The sequence below is a fragment of the Streptomyces longhuiensis genome, from assembly GCF_020616555.1.
GTDB lineage: Bacteria > Actinomycetota > Actinomycetes > Streptomycetales > Streptomycetaceae > Streptomyces > Streptomyces longhuiensis.
This window is the reverse complement of sequence record NZ_CP085173.1, coordinates 4,075,138-4,087,401: the sequence shown is the minus strand read 5'-3', so window position 1 is coordinate 4,087,401 and position 12,264 is coordinate 4,075,138. Positions and strand designations below refer to the sequence as shown.

8 protein-coding genes and 1 tRNA gene are annotated in these 12,264 nt (G+C 66.4%); 2 read left to right on the top strand and 7 right to left on the bottom strand.

All coding sequences use genetic code 11. The features are described from left to right. Positions 1-33: 33 nt before the first annotated feature. The 3 genes from LGI35_RS19065 to LGI35_RS19055 all read right to left on the bottom strand — a co-directional run bounded on the left by LGI35_RS19065 (position 34) and on the right by LGI35_RS19055 (position 4,260). Entirely contained in the window at positions 34-2,280 is a 2,247-nt protein-coding gene (locus LGI35_RS19065) for a hypothetical protein (RefSeq protein WP_227295025.1), read from the bottom strand. Next, entirely contained in the window at positions 2,280-2,738 is a 459-nt protein-coding gene (locus LGI35_RS19060; protein ID WP_227295024.1) for a hypothetical protein, read from the bottom strand. The genes LGI35_RS19065 and LGI35_RS19060 overlap by 1 nt, the downstream gene beginning before the upstream one ends. 880 nt (positions 2,739-3,618) lie before the next feature. Beyond that, entirely contained in the window at positions 3,619-4,260 is a 642-nt protein-coding gene (locus LGI35_RS19055) for a hypothetical protein (RefSeq protein WP_227295023.1), read from the bottom strand. A 466-nt stretch (positions 4,261-4,726) separates the two neighbouring features. Here LGI35_RS19055 and LGI35_RS19050 point away from each other — a divergent pair, with 466 nt between their 5' ends. Further along, a complete protein-coding gene (locus LGI35_RS19050; RefSeq protein WP_227295021.1) occupies positions 4,727-5,347 on the top strand; it encodes a TetR/AcrR family transcriptional regulator in 621 nt (206 codons plus the stop codon). A gap of 734 nt (positions 5,348-6,081) precedes the next feature. On the opposite strand, the gene LGI35_RS19045 is transcribed toward LGI35_RS19050, so the two are convergent. The 4 genes from LGI35_RS19045 to LGI35_RS19030 all read right to left on the bottom strand — a co-directional run bounded on the left by LGI35_RS19045 (position 6,082) and on the right by LGI35_RS19030 (position 10,265). After that, positions 6,082-6,339 (bottom strand): hypothetical protein, encoded by a 258-nt coding sequence (locus tag LGI35_RS19045; protein WP_227295019.1) that lies wholly within the window; start codon positions 6,337-6,339, stop codon positions 6,082-6,084. Positions 6,340-6,617: 278 nt separating this feature from the next. Next, positions 6,618-8,690, bottom strand: a complete 2,073-nt coding sequence (locus LGI35_RS19040) for a hypothetical protein (protein ID WP_227295018.1) — start codon at positions 8,688-8,690, stop codon at positions 6,618-6,620. A 135-nt stretch (positions 8,691-8,825) separates the two neighbouring features. Further along, positions 8,826-9,182: a hypothetical protein gene (locus LGI35_RS19035; protein WP_227295016.1), complete on the bottom strand. Its 357-nt coding sequence runs from the start codon at positions 9,180-9,182 to the stop codon at positions 8,826-8,828. A 1,011-nt stretch (positions 9,183-10,193) separates the two neighbouring features. Continuing rightward, positions 10,194-10,265: transfer RNA gene (locus LGI35_RS19030), tRNA-Cys, on the bottom strand. A 192-nt stretch (positions 10,266-10,457) separates the two neighbouring features. On the opposite strand from LGI35_RS19030, the gene LGI35_RS19025 reads away from it, so the two are divergent. Continuing rightward, complete coding sequence (locus LGI35_RS19025; RefSeq protein WP_376225714.1) at positions 10,458-12,020, top strand: MFS transporter; 1,563 nt, start codon at positions 10,458-10,460, stop codon at positions 12,018-12,020. Positions 12,021-12,264: the final 244 nt, after the last annotated feature.

The following is a 12,264-nucleotide window of genomic DNA, read 5'->3' as shown; positions in this document are numbered from 1 at the left end:
GGCGCGTGGTCTTTTGCTGATCTGTGGCACGGGTCAGTCCTTGTGTGGCGTGCGGCCGCGATAGTCGTTTTCTTGCGAGCCGGTCCCGTAGTAAGCGTTGTTTATATCTTGGACCCAATTTTGGTCATTGGCGATTCCCTTGACCTTAGGGTTGTCCTCGGTGTAGGACGCATAGTCGGTCCCGAGTTGATTAATTCCCTTCTTGTAGAACTCGCTGCTCGTCAACTGGGATTGCTCGGCGGGGTCCTGCTCTGCGGCGTCTACCCCCTTGTCGACTTGATGCCCGATAAATGTATTTACGGCCTCGCCAACGGTATCCGCAGCGAGCGGTGCGACTACGAGGGCAGCTGCCGTGGAACCCGGAAGGGGAATCGCGGCGATGCCGCCGCCGACGACGGCTCCGGCCCCGAGCTTGATCCAGTCCGCGGACCTTCCCAGCGATTTGTTGGCTTCCTCTGTGCCGGCCTTGTACGTAGCCTCGGCTTGCTGAACACGGGAGTTGTCGAGGATTCCCCGGGCCTGGGCCTCGGTGGTCAGCACGTCGTGAGCGTGTCCGATGTTGGAATCGCTCGTCGGGGGGTAGGCGTCGAGCGCGCTCAGAGTGTAGAGGTGCTGCGCAGCTGTGATGGCGCGATGCGAATTCTCGTCCTGGCCGAGAACGCTCATGAAGTTGATCGCGCCCTCGTTGGTGAAGTGGGCGCGCCCCGGATACTTGGGAGGGAAAGTGTCACTGTCCATGGCACTTTCTCCGATGCCGGAGAGATTGTAGTCAAGGTCGTCGATGTAGGCGCCGCCCATTTTGCCCAGGCTGTCGGCCAGTTCTGGTTGGCCATGCAGCATGTCCGGCCCGTCTTTACTGCCGTAGAGGTATGCGACCTGCTCCATGACACCGGCAGTTGCGGCTGTGCGGTGGTCGCCGGCCTGCATGGCCTTCGCGTCGGCATCGTAGGGGTAACCGATGGTCGCTGCTTCCAAGGCGTGCCCGAGGGAGTCTCGTCCGGCCACAACCTTGTCGTTGCCGTCAAGCGTGGCGTCGGAGAGCCAGATGCGGTCCTTGGTCAGGTACTTGAGGTGGTCGTTGACCTCGGAGTCCTTGTCTACGCCGGCCCCGGTGCCATCAGGCTGCTCGAAGAACTGCGTCGATGCGTCCGGGTTGTGCCCGAGCGCCTCGAGGAAGCCGGCCATCGGGTCGCGGCCACGGTCGTCCTTTCCCCAATAATTGAGGTCGCCCTGATTCCAGTTATTGACCCAGGGGCTCAGCCCCTTGACGTTGTGTTCCTTGTCGAACGTGTAGAGCTTGTCCCCGTAGTCGTTGAGGAACTGGTCGTCGTAGTCGCCGAAGCGCATGAGGTTACTCATGACCGCGAAGCCGCGTGGGTTGGTGGCGTCATCGGTTCCGAGCTCGCCCGGCCCCAGGCTCACCATCTGCTTCTCCCAGCTCCGCATGTTCGCGCTGTCTGAGAGCGTGGCTGTTCCGAGCGTGATGCCCAGGTTCTTCTGAAGCTTCTTTGCCAGAGCTCCGCGCTCCGGGTCGTAGTGCATTCCATAGGGGTCGGCAATGCCCGCATAGAACGTCATGATCTTCTTGGGGCCCGCGTCTACGGCGAACTGCTCGGCGAAGAGAGGATCGTTCTTGTACTTGGCCAAGGTCGAATCGAGAGACGACAGCTCCGTGTTCGTCACATCGTGCGGATTCTTGCGCAGTGTCTTGGCGGCCTCCTCAGCTGCCTTGATTGCTGCGGCCGCCGAGTCCCGGTCCTTGTAGCTGGCGTCCGAGAAGCCGTATTCAGCATGGTCGACAATGAGGCGCAATGCCTTTGCGGCCGTTGTGTCGCTTTCGCTGGCTTTCTTGAGGATTTCCTCGATCTGGTCACGTAGGCCGGCGGCATCGGTCTTGGCGCCGGTGGGGTCAGTCGTGGGGTTGGGGATGACGTTGAACGAGCCGCTACCTGTGTCCACTACCGTCATGCTTGTCGACGACTCGATCAGGGTGTTCAACTGAGACTTGTATGATCCCAGCTCGCCACGGGTGTCCTTGAGGATCTTGGTGACGGTGTCTGCCTGCGTGTGGGCGTCGCTGAACTCCCCCGAGGTCTTGTCGACGAACTCCCTTGTGACGGCCGCGTTGTATCCCGTCCAGTTGGCCTTGTCGGCCTTCCCTTTGAGGTTTTTGTCGGCGTTGTCTGCGACGGTTTTGAGGTCCCGTGTCATCTGATCCCAGTCGTCGATGGCGTCATCGAGCTGGGAGAAGTTGAGGTGACGGAGCGCATCGAGATCCATCAGTGGCCCGTCCCTCGCTCGTCGAAGCCCTTGTCCAACTGGGCGATGCTGCTGATCGTGCCGGCGATGTAGACCTCGTCCTTGGCGTGCACACCCTTGGTGTAGTCAAGGTGGTTGGAGATGTGAGCCGTCGCGTCAAGAAGGTTCTGAACTTGGTCGACCCAGTGCGTGGCGACATGGTCCAGCGCTTCACCGAGCGCGAACCCGTCGCTCTTCTTCAGGCTGCTCGTGACCTTCATGGACGAGAGGCGGGCGCGGTCACTAACGCCCTCAAATTCCTTGCGGAGGTCGAAGGCGGCGTTCCCAACTGCTGCTAGATCCTTCTGGCTGACGGTGAGATCGCCGTGCGCACTCCCGCCTCCGCCGCCTGGGTCCGCCGGGATGCTGTTGAGCTGCATGTTGGCGGACTGCCGGGCTGCCGCCTCGGCCTTCAGCTGATCCCATTCTTCCCAAGCCATGGGTGATCACCTTCCCCCGTGTACCCGGTTGCTTCTGTGATCGTCAGATGCATTGGTTCGATCAAGTTAGCAACTCGCTGCGAAGATCACTGACCGGAGCGTGTTCTCGCAGTTGCTAATCCGGAGGAATGCCTCAATCGCCCCTGGGTTACGCCGCCTTCGGCATGGGTGGGCCGCATGTGGCGCATCGACCTGGCGCGGGGGAGCAGGTTCTTGAGGCGGGGAACAGGGTCGGGAGGATGCGGCGGGGGTCGTCGCGATGTGGGGCTGCGAGGAGAATGCGGCTGGGGCGGAGGGAGTGGGGAGCGCTCGGGGCCGTGCTGGGGCTGGGGTTGGTGGGGGATTGGTTGGCAGATTCGGGCGCGGGGGAGTGGTCGGAGGGTGAGGTTTCCGAGGGCGGCTTGGCGCTGAACTGCCATTCATTGCCTCCAGCTCGCGTAACGCTCCCTGATGCGGACCTCGCCCTCCCTGAAGCGGGCTGTCAAGGCTTTGAGCTTTGCGCTGGTGTGGGTGGGAGCGATTGGATGCGGGCGGCCGGACCGCTCGCCGGGAGGGGCGGGTCGCCGTGCCGGGTGAGGTGGTTGTCCCCCATCGGGAAGCGCTGCTTCCCTGGTGGTCAGGCCCTCGCGCTGGGATTGGCGTCTCCGCGGGGCCGTTGCATGTGGGCAGGCACGCGTATGCCCTTGTACGTCTGCGGTTGAGGCTCGTGGGTCAAGCCGATTGAGTGCTGCCGGAGTTGAGGTTGATCGCTCGTGTGAGCGAGTGAGTGCGTGGGGGAGCTGTCGTAGAGGTGTTGGGGTGTGGGGCGTCGGCTCGTAGATGACTCGGTGTGGTCCGGTGCCTATCGATGGGGTTATGCGGGTCGTCCTCGCGAGGTCGCTCACCAGCCCGGCTCGCCGTCCTTGTCGTAGTCGTAGCTGTACTCGTCCCGGTGGCGAATGCAGGTGCCCTCTGCGCGGATTTCGGGGTTGCCCGAGTAATAGGCGGGTTGCAGGGAGAGTTCCGTGCCGTGGTCGTCCTTGGTCGTGATTCCCGGCAGGCCTTTTCCAGGTTCGCCTTTGGCGGGGGCCCGGACATCTGTCACCTTGCGGCCCTGGGACTGCCAGGCGGCCTTGAGGTTCGCGACCACCGTGCGGTAGTCGGCGCGGCTGGTGAAGGGCGGGCTCCAGGTGTAGATCGGCCGGTCGCGAGTGACTCCCTCCTCGTCGAAGCCGAAGTCGTCCACGCAGGATGTGCTGTCTTCCTTTTCCGCGTACGGCGCCGTCAGCGATGCGGGTGACAGCTGCGCGTATGCGTCTTCGCCTGCCTGCTTCGTGTTCTCGATGTGGAGTCTGAAGGCGGAAGCCGACCTGACGGGGCCGCCCTCGAACGACTCGCACGCCTTGGCCGTAAAGCCGATGAAGGCGACGAGCGCGATGGATGTGGCGATTGCCGCCGACTGGCCTCTGGTGACTAGGCCGCCGGCCCCAGCTCGCTTCGCGCGACTCGGGGCGGGAGGCGGCCACGGCGGCGTTGTCTGCATGGAGACGATCAAAGTCGCCGGTGGGGCGTGGCGGCACTGGCGAGGTACTCAGGCGTGGCCCGTACTGGTGCTTATGGGTGCCGGGGTGGCGAGCGGGAGCCGGCTCTGCTGTGGCGCGTACGCGCTGTCCGTGGCGTCACCGCTGTCGCGCGGCGTTGGCCGGCGCGGCAGCGGTGACGATATCCCCCGTTGTGTGAGCCCGGTTCGACCCGGCCCACGTTCCCCCGTACACCCATGCGCTACGGGCTAATGCTTCTCGCCGCGCATTAAGGTGTGGCCACGCTATCCGGAAGCCGTCGGCCGTGCAAAGCGGAAGGGGCAGGAATCGACCTGCCCAGACGTGAAGATCTGGTGCCCATGGGATCGGTGTCGGGGCGGGGTGCGTCTGGCGCACGGCCCGAGCTCGGCGGGGCCTGCCTGGTGGCTCGGCGTTTGTCCTGGTGTCGCGGCGTCTACATTGACGTCGATGACTGAGCGACCACAGCACGGCTCCGCCCGCCCCGGCGGACGTACGGCCCGCACCCGCGCGGCTGTCCTCGCGGCCGCGCTGCACGAGCTCGACGAGACGGGGTTCGGCGGGCTCACCCTGGACAAGCTCGCCGAGCGGTCCGGCGTACACGTTTCGACGATCCGGCGGCGCTGGCGCAGCGTCGAGGGTGTCGTCGTCGACCTGATGGCCCAGCACAGCAAGACGATCGCCACGCCGGACTCCGGTGAGTTCCGTCAGGACCTGCTCGAACTGGCCGAGGCCATCGCCGGGTTCCACGCCCTGCCGCGCAGCCGCAATCTCGTCGAGGCGATGGTGGCGGCTGCCGCGTACGACCCACATATCGCGGACATCGTCCGCGACGCCTTCACCGCGCGGACCGATGTCGTGACGCAGCTGGTTCACCGTGCTGTGGAGCGGGGCGAGGTTCCGCCGGACACGGATGCGTACGAAGTCATCGCGGCGCTGAGCGCGCCCTTCTATTACCGGTTGCTCATCATGCGGGCCTCCATCGACGAGCGGCTGGTTCGTACGAGCGTGGAGGCGGCGTACCGGGCGGCGTGCGGTGGGGTGTTCGGTGGGGAGGGGGCGGGGCTCTAGTAGGTGTGCCGGATGTGTCGTCCTGGCCGGGGTGGCTGCGGTGCGTGCGTGGGCCTACCGATCGACTCCAGCCGAACCGGCGTTGCCGCGCGGCGCGGTCCGTACGACTCATTCATGGCGATGACCAGCGCAGACGCGTGTGTGACGGTCGCGCGCCGGGCGTGCAGATCGAGCAAACGTCGGCCAGCTGTGGTCCGCGTCCGGCGCCGCGTACTTACTGTTGGGTGCGAGGGTCACCCGGCTTCCCCCGTGGTCGGGTGGCCCTCATTCCGGTTGCGGAAGGCCGGTAGGCATCCCGTGGCCGCATCATGGATTTGCATTGGTCCAGGCCTATGGTGAGGCGGCACTGCCGCGTCACGGGGGTGGCAGGAGCGGTCGGTGGGGCCCCGTATCTGACACGGGGCCCTGTGCGACCCATCGGGATCGGCGTCGTTGTCGACGTGGTCCGATTCTCCGGATATGCCGGGGCGGCTGATTGCACGTTCCGGCGGGGTCGTACGTTGGGAACGCGAACGTCGCGATGCGCTCGGAGAGGACGGCAGTGGTGACGACGAGTGAGCCTTCGGGGCCACAGAATCCGGCGGATGGGCCCGAGCCGCGGTCCTATGAGCCGGGTCCCTCCGCCGGGAAGCTGCTGCTGTTCGTGGCGGTGTTTGTGGCGTTTGCGGTGATTGTGGTGGGTGGAGGTGTGATTCTTACGGCTGGGGGGTGACGGGTCGCGTGCGCTTGCTTTGTCAGGGGTGAGTGCAGCCCACGGCCTTCATGGTGGCGGGCATGTAGGCGCGCATGAACTTCTCGACATCCCCTCTGAGGTGGGGTACATCGCTTCGGTGGCTCAGCTTGAGCGTCAGCGTGAAGTGATTGTTCGGTTTCGTCCGGCAGCGCGTGGTCGCGATCGCGCCGTCATCGCCGAGTGCGGCACTATCTGCCAAGGTCATCCGAGCCGGCTCCCACAGGCCTGTGACGTTGTTATTGGGAGAGGCTGACTTCATCGGGTCCACGTTGTCCGAGTGCCACGCAAATTTTAGGCGCAGAGATTCGTCGCCTCCGACTCGGACAATGCACCAATTCGTCTCCCGCTTGCCCCACCCTGCGGTGTGCGATTCGCTGACCTTGCCTTGAGTTCTGAGTAGCGGCTCGACAAGTTTCTGATTCACGCGCGTGCCACAGACGGATTTCGGGATCTCGGATTCTTGGGGGCTGCAAGAGGCAAGTGACGCCAACCCTGAGCACACAGATAGTGTCAGCAGCCCGATCCGCGTTGGATGGTTCACTTGGTCTTCTCCCCTGAAGCACCCCGACCCCGCTCGAATCCCGCGTATGCGGCTTCATCGATGGCTTCCTGTGCCGCGATGGCGGAGCCGTCGCGGGAGCCATGGATTTTGTGCCACTCACCTGCGAGGGCCATGAGTTGCCTGTTCCGATTGGTGTAGTCGGCGACGTTTCCTTCGGCTGCTTTGTCGTCCAGTTTCTTCTGTTCGTCGGCCAGCCATCGGTCCGTCACGTAGTCGACTCCAGATTGAATTTCGTCACCACCGACGGGGATGTAGCCGATAGCTTGATCGACTACCCATTTGTGTTTGAATTCGGCAACTTTGGGATCCCCTGCGGCGTTGGCGCGGGCCTGCTCAAGGAAACCTACCGTTCGTCCGGCGTGAGTCAGTGAATCCTTGGGGTGTTCCTGATGCGGGTCGTGAATATCAGTGACCATGGCGTGGTTGATGCCGCTGTTGAGAGCCGCATATGCCCCCTGGTCCTTGGATACCTGCTTCACGACCTCGTATAGCTGGTCCTGCTCCAGCGGTGCCTCGTTCATGTCGATTGCGCCGGCCGCCGCATGCACCGTATCCCCATGATTCACCAGAATCTTCGCCATGGGCTCGCGAAGTGACGGCGGGAATTTGTCGCCCTCTTCCGCCAGGTACTTCAGTGACGACTTGAACACCTTGTTGTTCTCCGCGGAGTGGTCCACGTACTTCGCGTTCGGGTCCGACGGGTCCAGGCCCGTCGCTCCCGCCTGGAGTGCCGCCGCGAAGCCGGCGTGGGTGTCCGCGTCCAGGGATGGGGTGTAGACCGTCGCCTTCGGCGTCTCGGTCGTGTGGAGCGTGAGCTTCCAGTCGCGGTCGTGCATCAGGTACTTCATGCGGTCGTCGTCATTGAGGTAGTGCGCGGCCGTGGCCGGCTCATGGCTCATGATGCCGAGTACGCCGTCTACCGGGTCGTTGGCGAACCAGCCGCCCCGTTTTCCGCTGTATTCGCCCTTCAAGTCCCAGATTTCAGGGTTCTTCTTCTCGACCTTGATCATGTCGTCGCCGAGGTCCTCGAGGAAGTCGCGTCCGTACCCGTCACCGTGCTGCATGAGCGTGACCAGCGACTGGTATCCGTGGACCTTGTCCAGCCTTGCTGTCTGGAATTCGGTCTCGTAGCGCGCGACTCCCGCTTTCCGCATTTCCGTCCGCCAGTCCTTGTACCACTGGGAGTGGGAGTTCTTGGTGGCCGTCGCGAGGGAGTTGGCGAGGCCGGTCTCGATGGAGTTGTAGTCAGCCGCGTGCCGGGGGTCGGTCACATGGGCGAGGTCGCCGAGGTTGTTGGTCAGGCGGATCGTGCCGCTCGGGCCCAGGCTGTCCAGGACGGTGCGGCTGAATCCCGGATCGTGGTCGTTGTCGCGGAACGAGCGTTGGAGTTCGGCGAGTTGGTGCTGCGTGAGCCGTTCGCCGTTGGCGAGTTTGAGGGCGGATTCCTTTGCCACGTCCGCCTCGTATTGTTCGATGTCGCCCTTGGCGCGGGCGTTGAAGCCGTTGCCCGTACCGTCCGTGAGATTGGAATCGAAGATGGCGGCGCCGAGCGCGATCTCGACTCCTGCGTCGGCGTCCCCCAGCGTACGTACCGCCTTGTCGATACGGCCCTGCCAGGATTCGACCGCCCGTTGGACTTCGGCCCGGCTTGCGGGGTCGTGCATCGCCGAGTTCGAGGCATCTCCGGCCGCGCGTTCCTCGTCGTATGCCACCACGCCGCGATCCGAGACCTTTATACCGGCCTTGATGGCCGCCTCGCGCTCCGACTTGAGCCGGCCGCGCAACGTGGTGAACTGCGCGTGAGCGTCCCGGAGGAGCGAGGCAATGGCCCTGGCCTCCGTCTGGGCGTTCTGGAATTCATGGAGCGTTACGTCGAAGCGCTTGCCGGCCGCGTCGGCGCTCAGGCCGGTCCAGGTCGAGGTGGACGGCGGGCCGGGCGTGATGCCGTGCACGTCCCGCTTGTAATCCGTCTCCCGCTTTCCGAATTCTTTCGCCATGCCGTCCCAGCGATCGGCCGCGGTGGTGAGCGTGGCGAGGTCGGTGGTCATGATCTCGTGGTACGTGGGCATGCGTCCTCGTGCGTCGGGCGGAGTGGGTGACGTGGTGCCTGCGGTGCGCATGTGCCGGTGTGGCGTCGCGGTGCGGACTCGTGGGTCCGTTGTCCGTCTTCTCCGTTGTCCGTGTCAGTAGCGGTCGAGCGATGACGTCGTCCGGACCTGCGCCCCTACACCGAAGTCCGTGCCCTGGAGGAGGGCCGTGGTGGCGCGCAGCGACACCTTCTCCGAACTCAGCCTGTTCATAAGTGACTTCACCTGATCGCCCCAGGCCTTGTGCGCTTTCTTCAGGGCCGATGACGTGATCCAGCCGTGCCCGTCCTTCGCGTCGAACGCCCTGACAGCGGCGCCCGTGTCCTCGTCCGCCCACTCGCCCGAGCGGCGCGTGTCGGGCTCGATGCGGTTCTCGATCGCCCGTGCCGCGGCACGCTTCCGCGCCGGCGACGAAGCGAGGTCCTGCTGCCCCTGGGCAGGTCCGATGGCCATGATGCTGATGTCCTCCCCGTGTGTGTACTCGCATCCCCGTGTGCCCCAACTGCCTTGATTCGAGGCGGGATTCTGGGAAACGAGGACCGGACGCACTGGTCACCCCACGTCCGGGTGATCAGTGCCGCAGGCCAGTGGTGGGCGGGACGGCGGGCCGTCCGTCTCGGGTGACGCACTCCGTCCGCCTTGACGGAGCGCCGCTGGCCGCGATGACAGGATGAGGGCATGACAGATGAGGCCATGGCGGATGGAGTCGTGGCCGGGCAACGGGGCGGCTCCCGTGGTCGCGCACGGTGAAAGCTGCCCGCAGCTGTCGTGGCCGTGGTGCTGGTTCTGGGCGGTCTCGGTGTCTGGTGGTTGTGGCCCGACGAGAATCCCCTCGTGGCGGTGCCCGCGAAGGTGTGCGAGAGGTCTCTGCCGGGCGGGGCCCTGAAGTGCCTGATGCCGGAGCGGGGTGAACGGTTCCGGCAGAGGGACGCCTACGGTTTCGCCGTCGAAGGGGGCAGTCGTGACGTCGTGCGGGGTCAGGGACCAGGGCAATGTCTGCTGACCGGGGGCGACGTGTCCATCAGGGTTGCCTACTGGTACCTCCAGGGCGGCGACTGCACCCGCGACGACGTCGAGCGTGATCTCCGCAAGTCCGGTGGTACGCGCCTCACGCTTGGCGACGCGGGTGGAACTCTCGACGGGCTGGGCGCCCACCTGTTCGTCGACTGCCCGCCGGGCAAGCGAAGGGATGAGCTTCTGGAGATCTCGGTCGGAGTGGGCGGCGGTGGCGCCGACGTGGGCGACCGTGCCGTGCGGGAGAGTGCTGCCGGCTTCGCAGCTGATGCCGCCCGGCGTGTCGCCCAGGACCTTTGGTGGTGCCCCGGCGCCCGAACCTGCCGAGTGGTCCGCCGCGCATCGGGTGAGTCCGGCCGCTCCGCTGCTCTTCACGCCCGCGGTGCCTGTCGGCCAACGCCAAAGGGGCGCCCCTTGAAACGGGGCGCCCCTTCATGAACGTGCTGGTCGAGGCCGTGACCGGAATCGAACCGGTGTGCTTCGCTTTGCAGGCGAATCCCTAAACCACTCGGGCACACGGCCAACTGAGTTCGGAACAAGGTTCGTTGAACTCGATGTCTTTGACCGTACGGCCCGTGCGTCGTCGCGCCAAGAGAGGCGCGTGGGTCGCAATGTGACTGCCATACGCCGTTCATGGTCGTACGACCAAGGGACCAGGAGAACGGGGACCACCGACAGGGGTCAAGTGGCGTGGTGCCCCTTACTCTGAAGCTCATGACCGCCCTGGAACCGTCCGGTGACGCCGCTGTCGCCCGCGACATCGCCCCCGATTTCGCCCGCGACGGCGCCTCCGATCTCGCGCCCGATTTCGCCTCCGACACCCCCGCCGGACTTGCTGCTGATGGCGCTGCCGAAATGGCTGCCGACATCGCTGCCGACGGCAGGACCGGTGAAGGCGTGCTCGGGCGGGGATATCGCGCTCTCAGCATCGGCATCGTCTCCGTCGTTCTGCTGATCGCGTTCGAGGCCACCGCCGTCGGGACCGCCATGCCCGTCGCCGCGCGTGAGCTCGACGGGGTGTCGCTCTACGCGTTCGCCTTCTCCGCCTACTTCACCACCAGCCTCTTCGGCATGGTGCTGTCCGGGCAGTGGGCCGACCGGCGTGGGCCGCTGGCGCCGCTGGGGGCGGGGATCGCGGCGTTCGCGGCCGGGCTGCTGCTCGCCGGCACCGCGGCGTCCATGTGGATGTTCATCGCCGGGCGGGCCGTGCAGGGGCTGGGGGGCGGGCTGGTCATCGTGGCGTTGTACGTCGTTGTCAGCCGCGCCTATCCGGAGCGCCTGCGGCCCGCGATCATGGCCGCCTTCGCCGCGAGCTGGGTGGTCCCCTCCGTCGTCGGGCCGCTCGCCTCCGGCGCCGTGACCGAGCACCTCGGGTGGCGGTGGGTGTTCATCGGGATCCCCGTGCTGGTCGTGTTCCCGCTCGCGCTCGCCCTGCCCCAGATCCGTCGCCGCGCCTCCGGACCCGCCGACGGCGCCGTCCCGGGCGCCGTCGACCGGCGTCGTGTCCGGCTCGCTCTCGGGATCTCCTTCGGCGCCGGGTTCCTTCAGTACGCGGCCCAGGACCTGGCCTGGGTGTCCCTGCTCCCCGGCGCCGTGGGCGTCGCCCTGCTCGTGCCGGCCGTGCTCGGGCTGCTGCCCCGGGGTACATACCGCGCCGCCCGCGGGCTGCCCGCCGTGGTCCTCCTGCGCGGGGTCGCCGCCGGGTCCTTCATCGCGGCCGAGTCCTTCGTGCCGCTGATGCTCGTCACCCAGCGCGGGCTCTCGCCGATGGCGGCCGGGCTGTCACTGGCGGTGGGCGGGGCCACGTGGGCGCTGGGCTCGTACGTGCAGTCCCGGCCGGGCCTGGAGCCGTACCGGGAGCGCATGATGGCGGGCGGGATGGTCCTGGTGGCCGCGGCCATCGTCACCGCTCCGAGCGTCCTGATCCAGGCCGTGCCGGTGTGGATCGTGGCGGTGGCGTGGGGCTTCGGGTGTCTCGGGATGGGCCTGGTGATCTCGTCCACGAGCGTGCTGCTGCTCCAGTTGTCCGCCCCGGAGGAGGCCGGGGCGAACTCGGCCGCGCTGCAGATCTCGGACGGCCTGTCGAATGTCGTCCTGCTCGCCGTGGGCGGCGCCGCGTTCGCCGCGCTCGGGGGCGGAGCGGTGGGGGCCGCGCACGGCGCCACGGCGGCCGGCGGGTCGCATCCGGCGGCGTTCGCGGCGGTGTTCCTGCCGATGGCGGTGGTGGCGCTGGCGGGGGCGTGGGTCGCCACACGGGTACGCGCCGAGCGGCGCTGACGGGCAGGCCGCGCGGGTGCGGGCCGCGCGGGGCTGACGGGCGGTACACGGACGGTACGAGTCCCGTCGGACAGGCCACGCAGGTACGCGCCGAGCGGGGCTGACGGGCAGGCCGCGCAGGTATGGACCGAGCAGCGCTGGCGGGCGGCGGTACGAGCCGTGTCGGGCAGGCCAAGCGGGTGCGGGCCGCGCGGCGCTGAAGGGCAGGTGAGGACCGTCGGACAGCGGATGTGAGAGCCGTCGG

Excerpts from the sequence above, each read along its gene's own strand:
- LGI35_RS19035 (WP_227295016.1), bottom strand. The coding sequence starts at position 9,182 with ATGGCCATCGGACCTGCCCAGGGGCAGCAGGACCTCGCTTCGTCGCCG.
- LGI35_RS19045 (WP_227295019.1), bottom strand. The coding sequence starts at position 6,339 with ATGAAGTCAGCCTCTCCCAATAACAACGTCACAGGCCTGTGGGAGCCG.
- LGI35_RS19050 (WP_227295021.1), top strand. The coding sequence starts at position 4,727 with ATGACTGAGCGACCACAGCACGGCTCCGCCCGCCCCGGCGGACGTACG.
- LGI35_RS19060 (WP_227295024.1), bottom strand. The coding sequence starts at position 2,738 with ATGGCTTGGGAAGAATGGGATCAGCTGAAGGCCGAGGCGGCAGCCCGG.
- LGI35_RS19025 (WP_376225714.1), top strand. The coding sequence starts at position 10,458 with ATGACCGCCCTGGAACCGTCCGGTGACGCCGCTGTCGCCCGCGACATC.
- LGI35_RS19055 (WP_227295023.1), bottom strand. The coding sequence starts at position 4,260 with ATGCAGACAACGCCGCCGTGGCCGCCTCCCGCCCCGAGTCGCGCGAAG.
- LGI35_RS19065 (WP_227295025.1), bottom strand. The coding sequence starts at position 2,280 with ATGGATCTCGATGCGCTCCGTCACCTCAACTTCTCCCAGCTCGATGAC.
- LGI35_RS19040 (WP_227295018.1), bottom strand. The coding sequence starts at position 8,690 with ATGACCACCGACCTCGCCACGCTCACCACCGCGGCCGATCGCTGGGAC.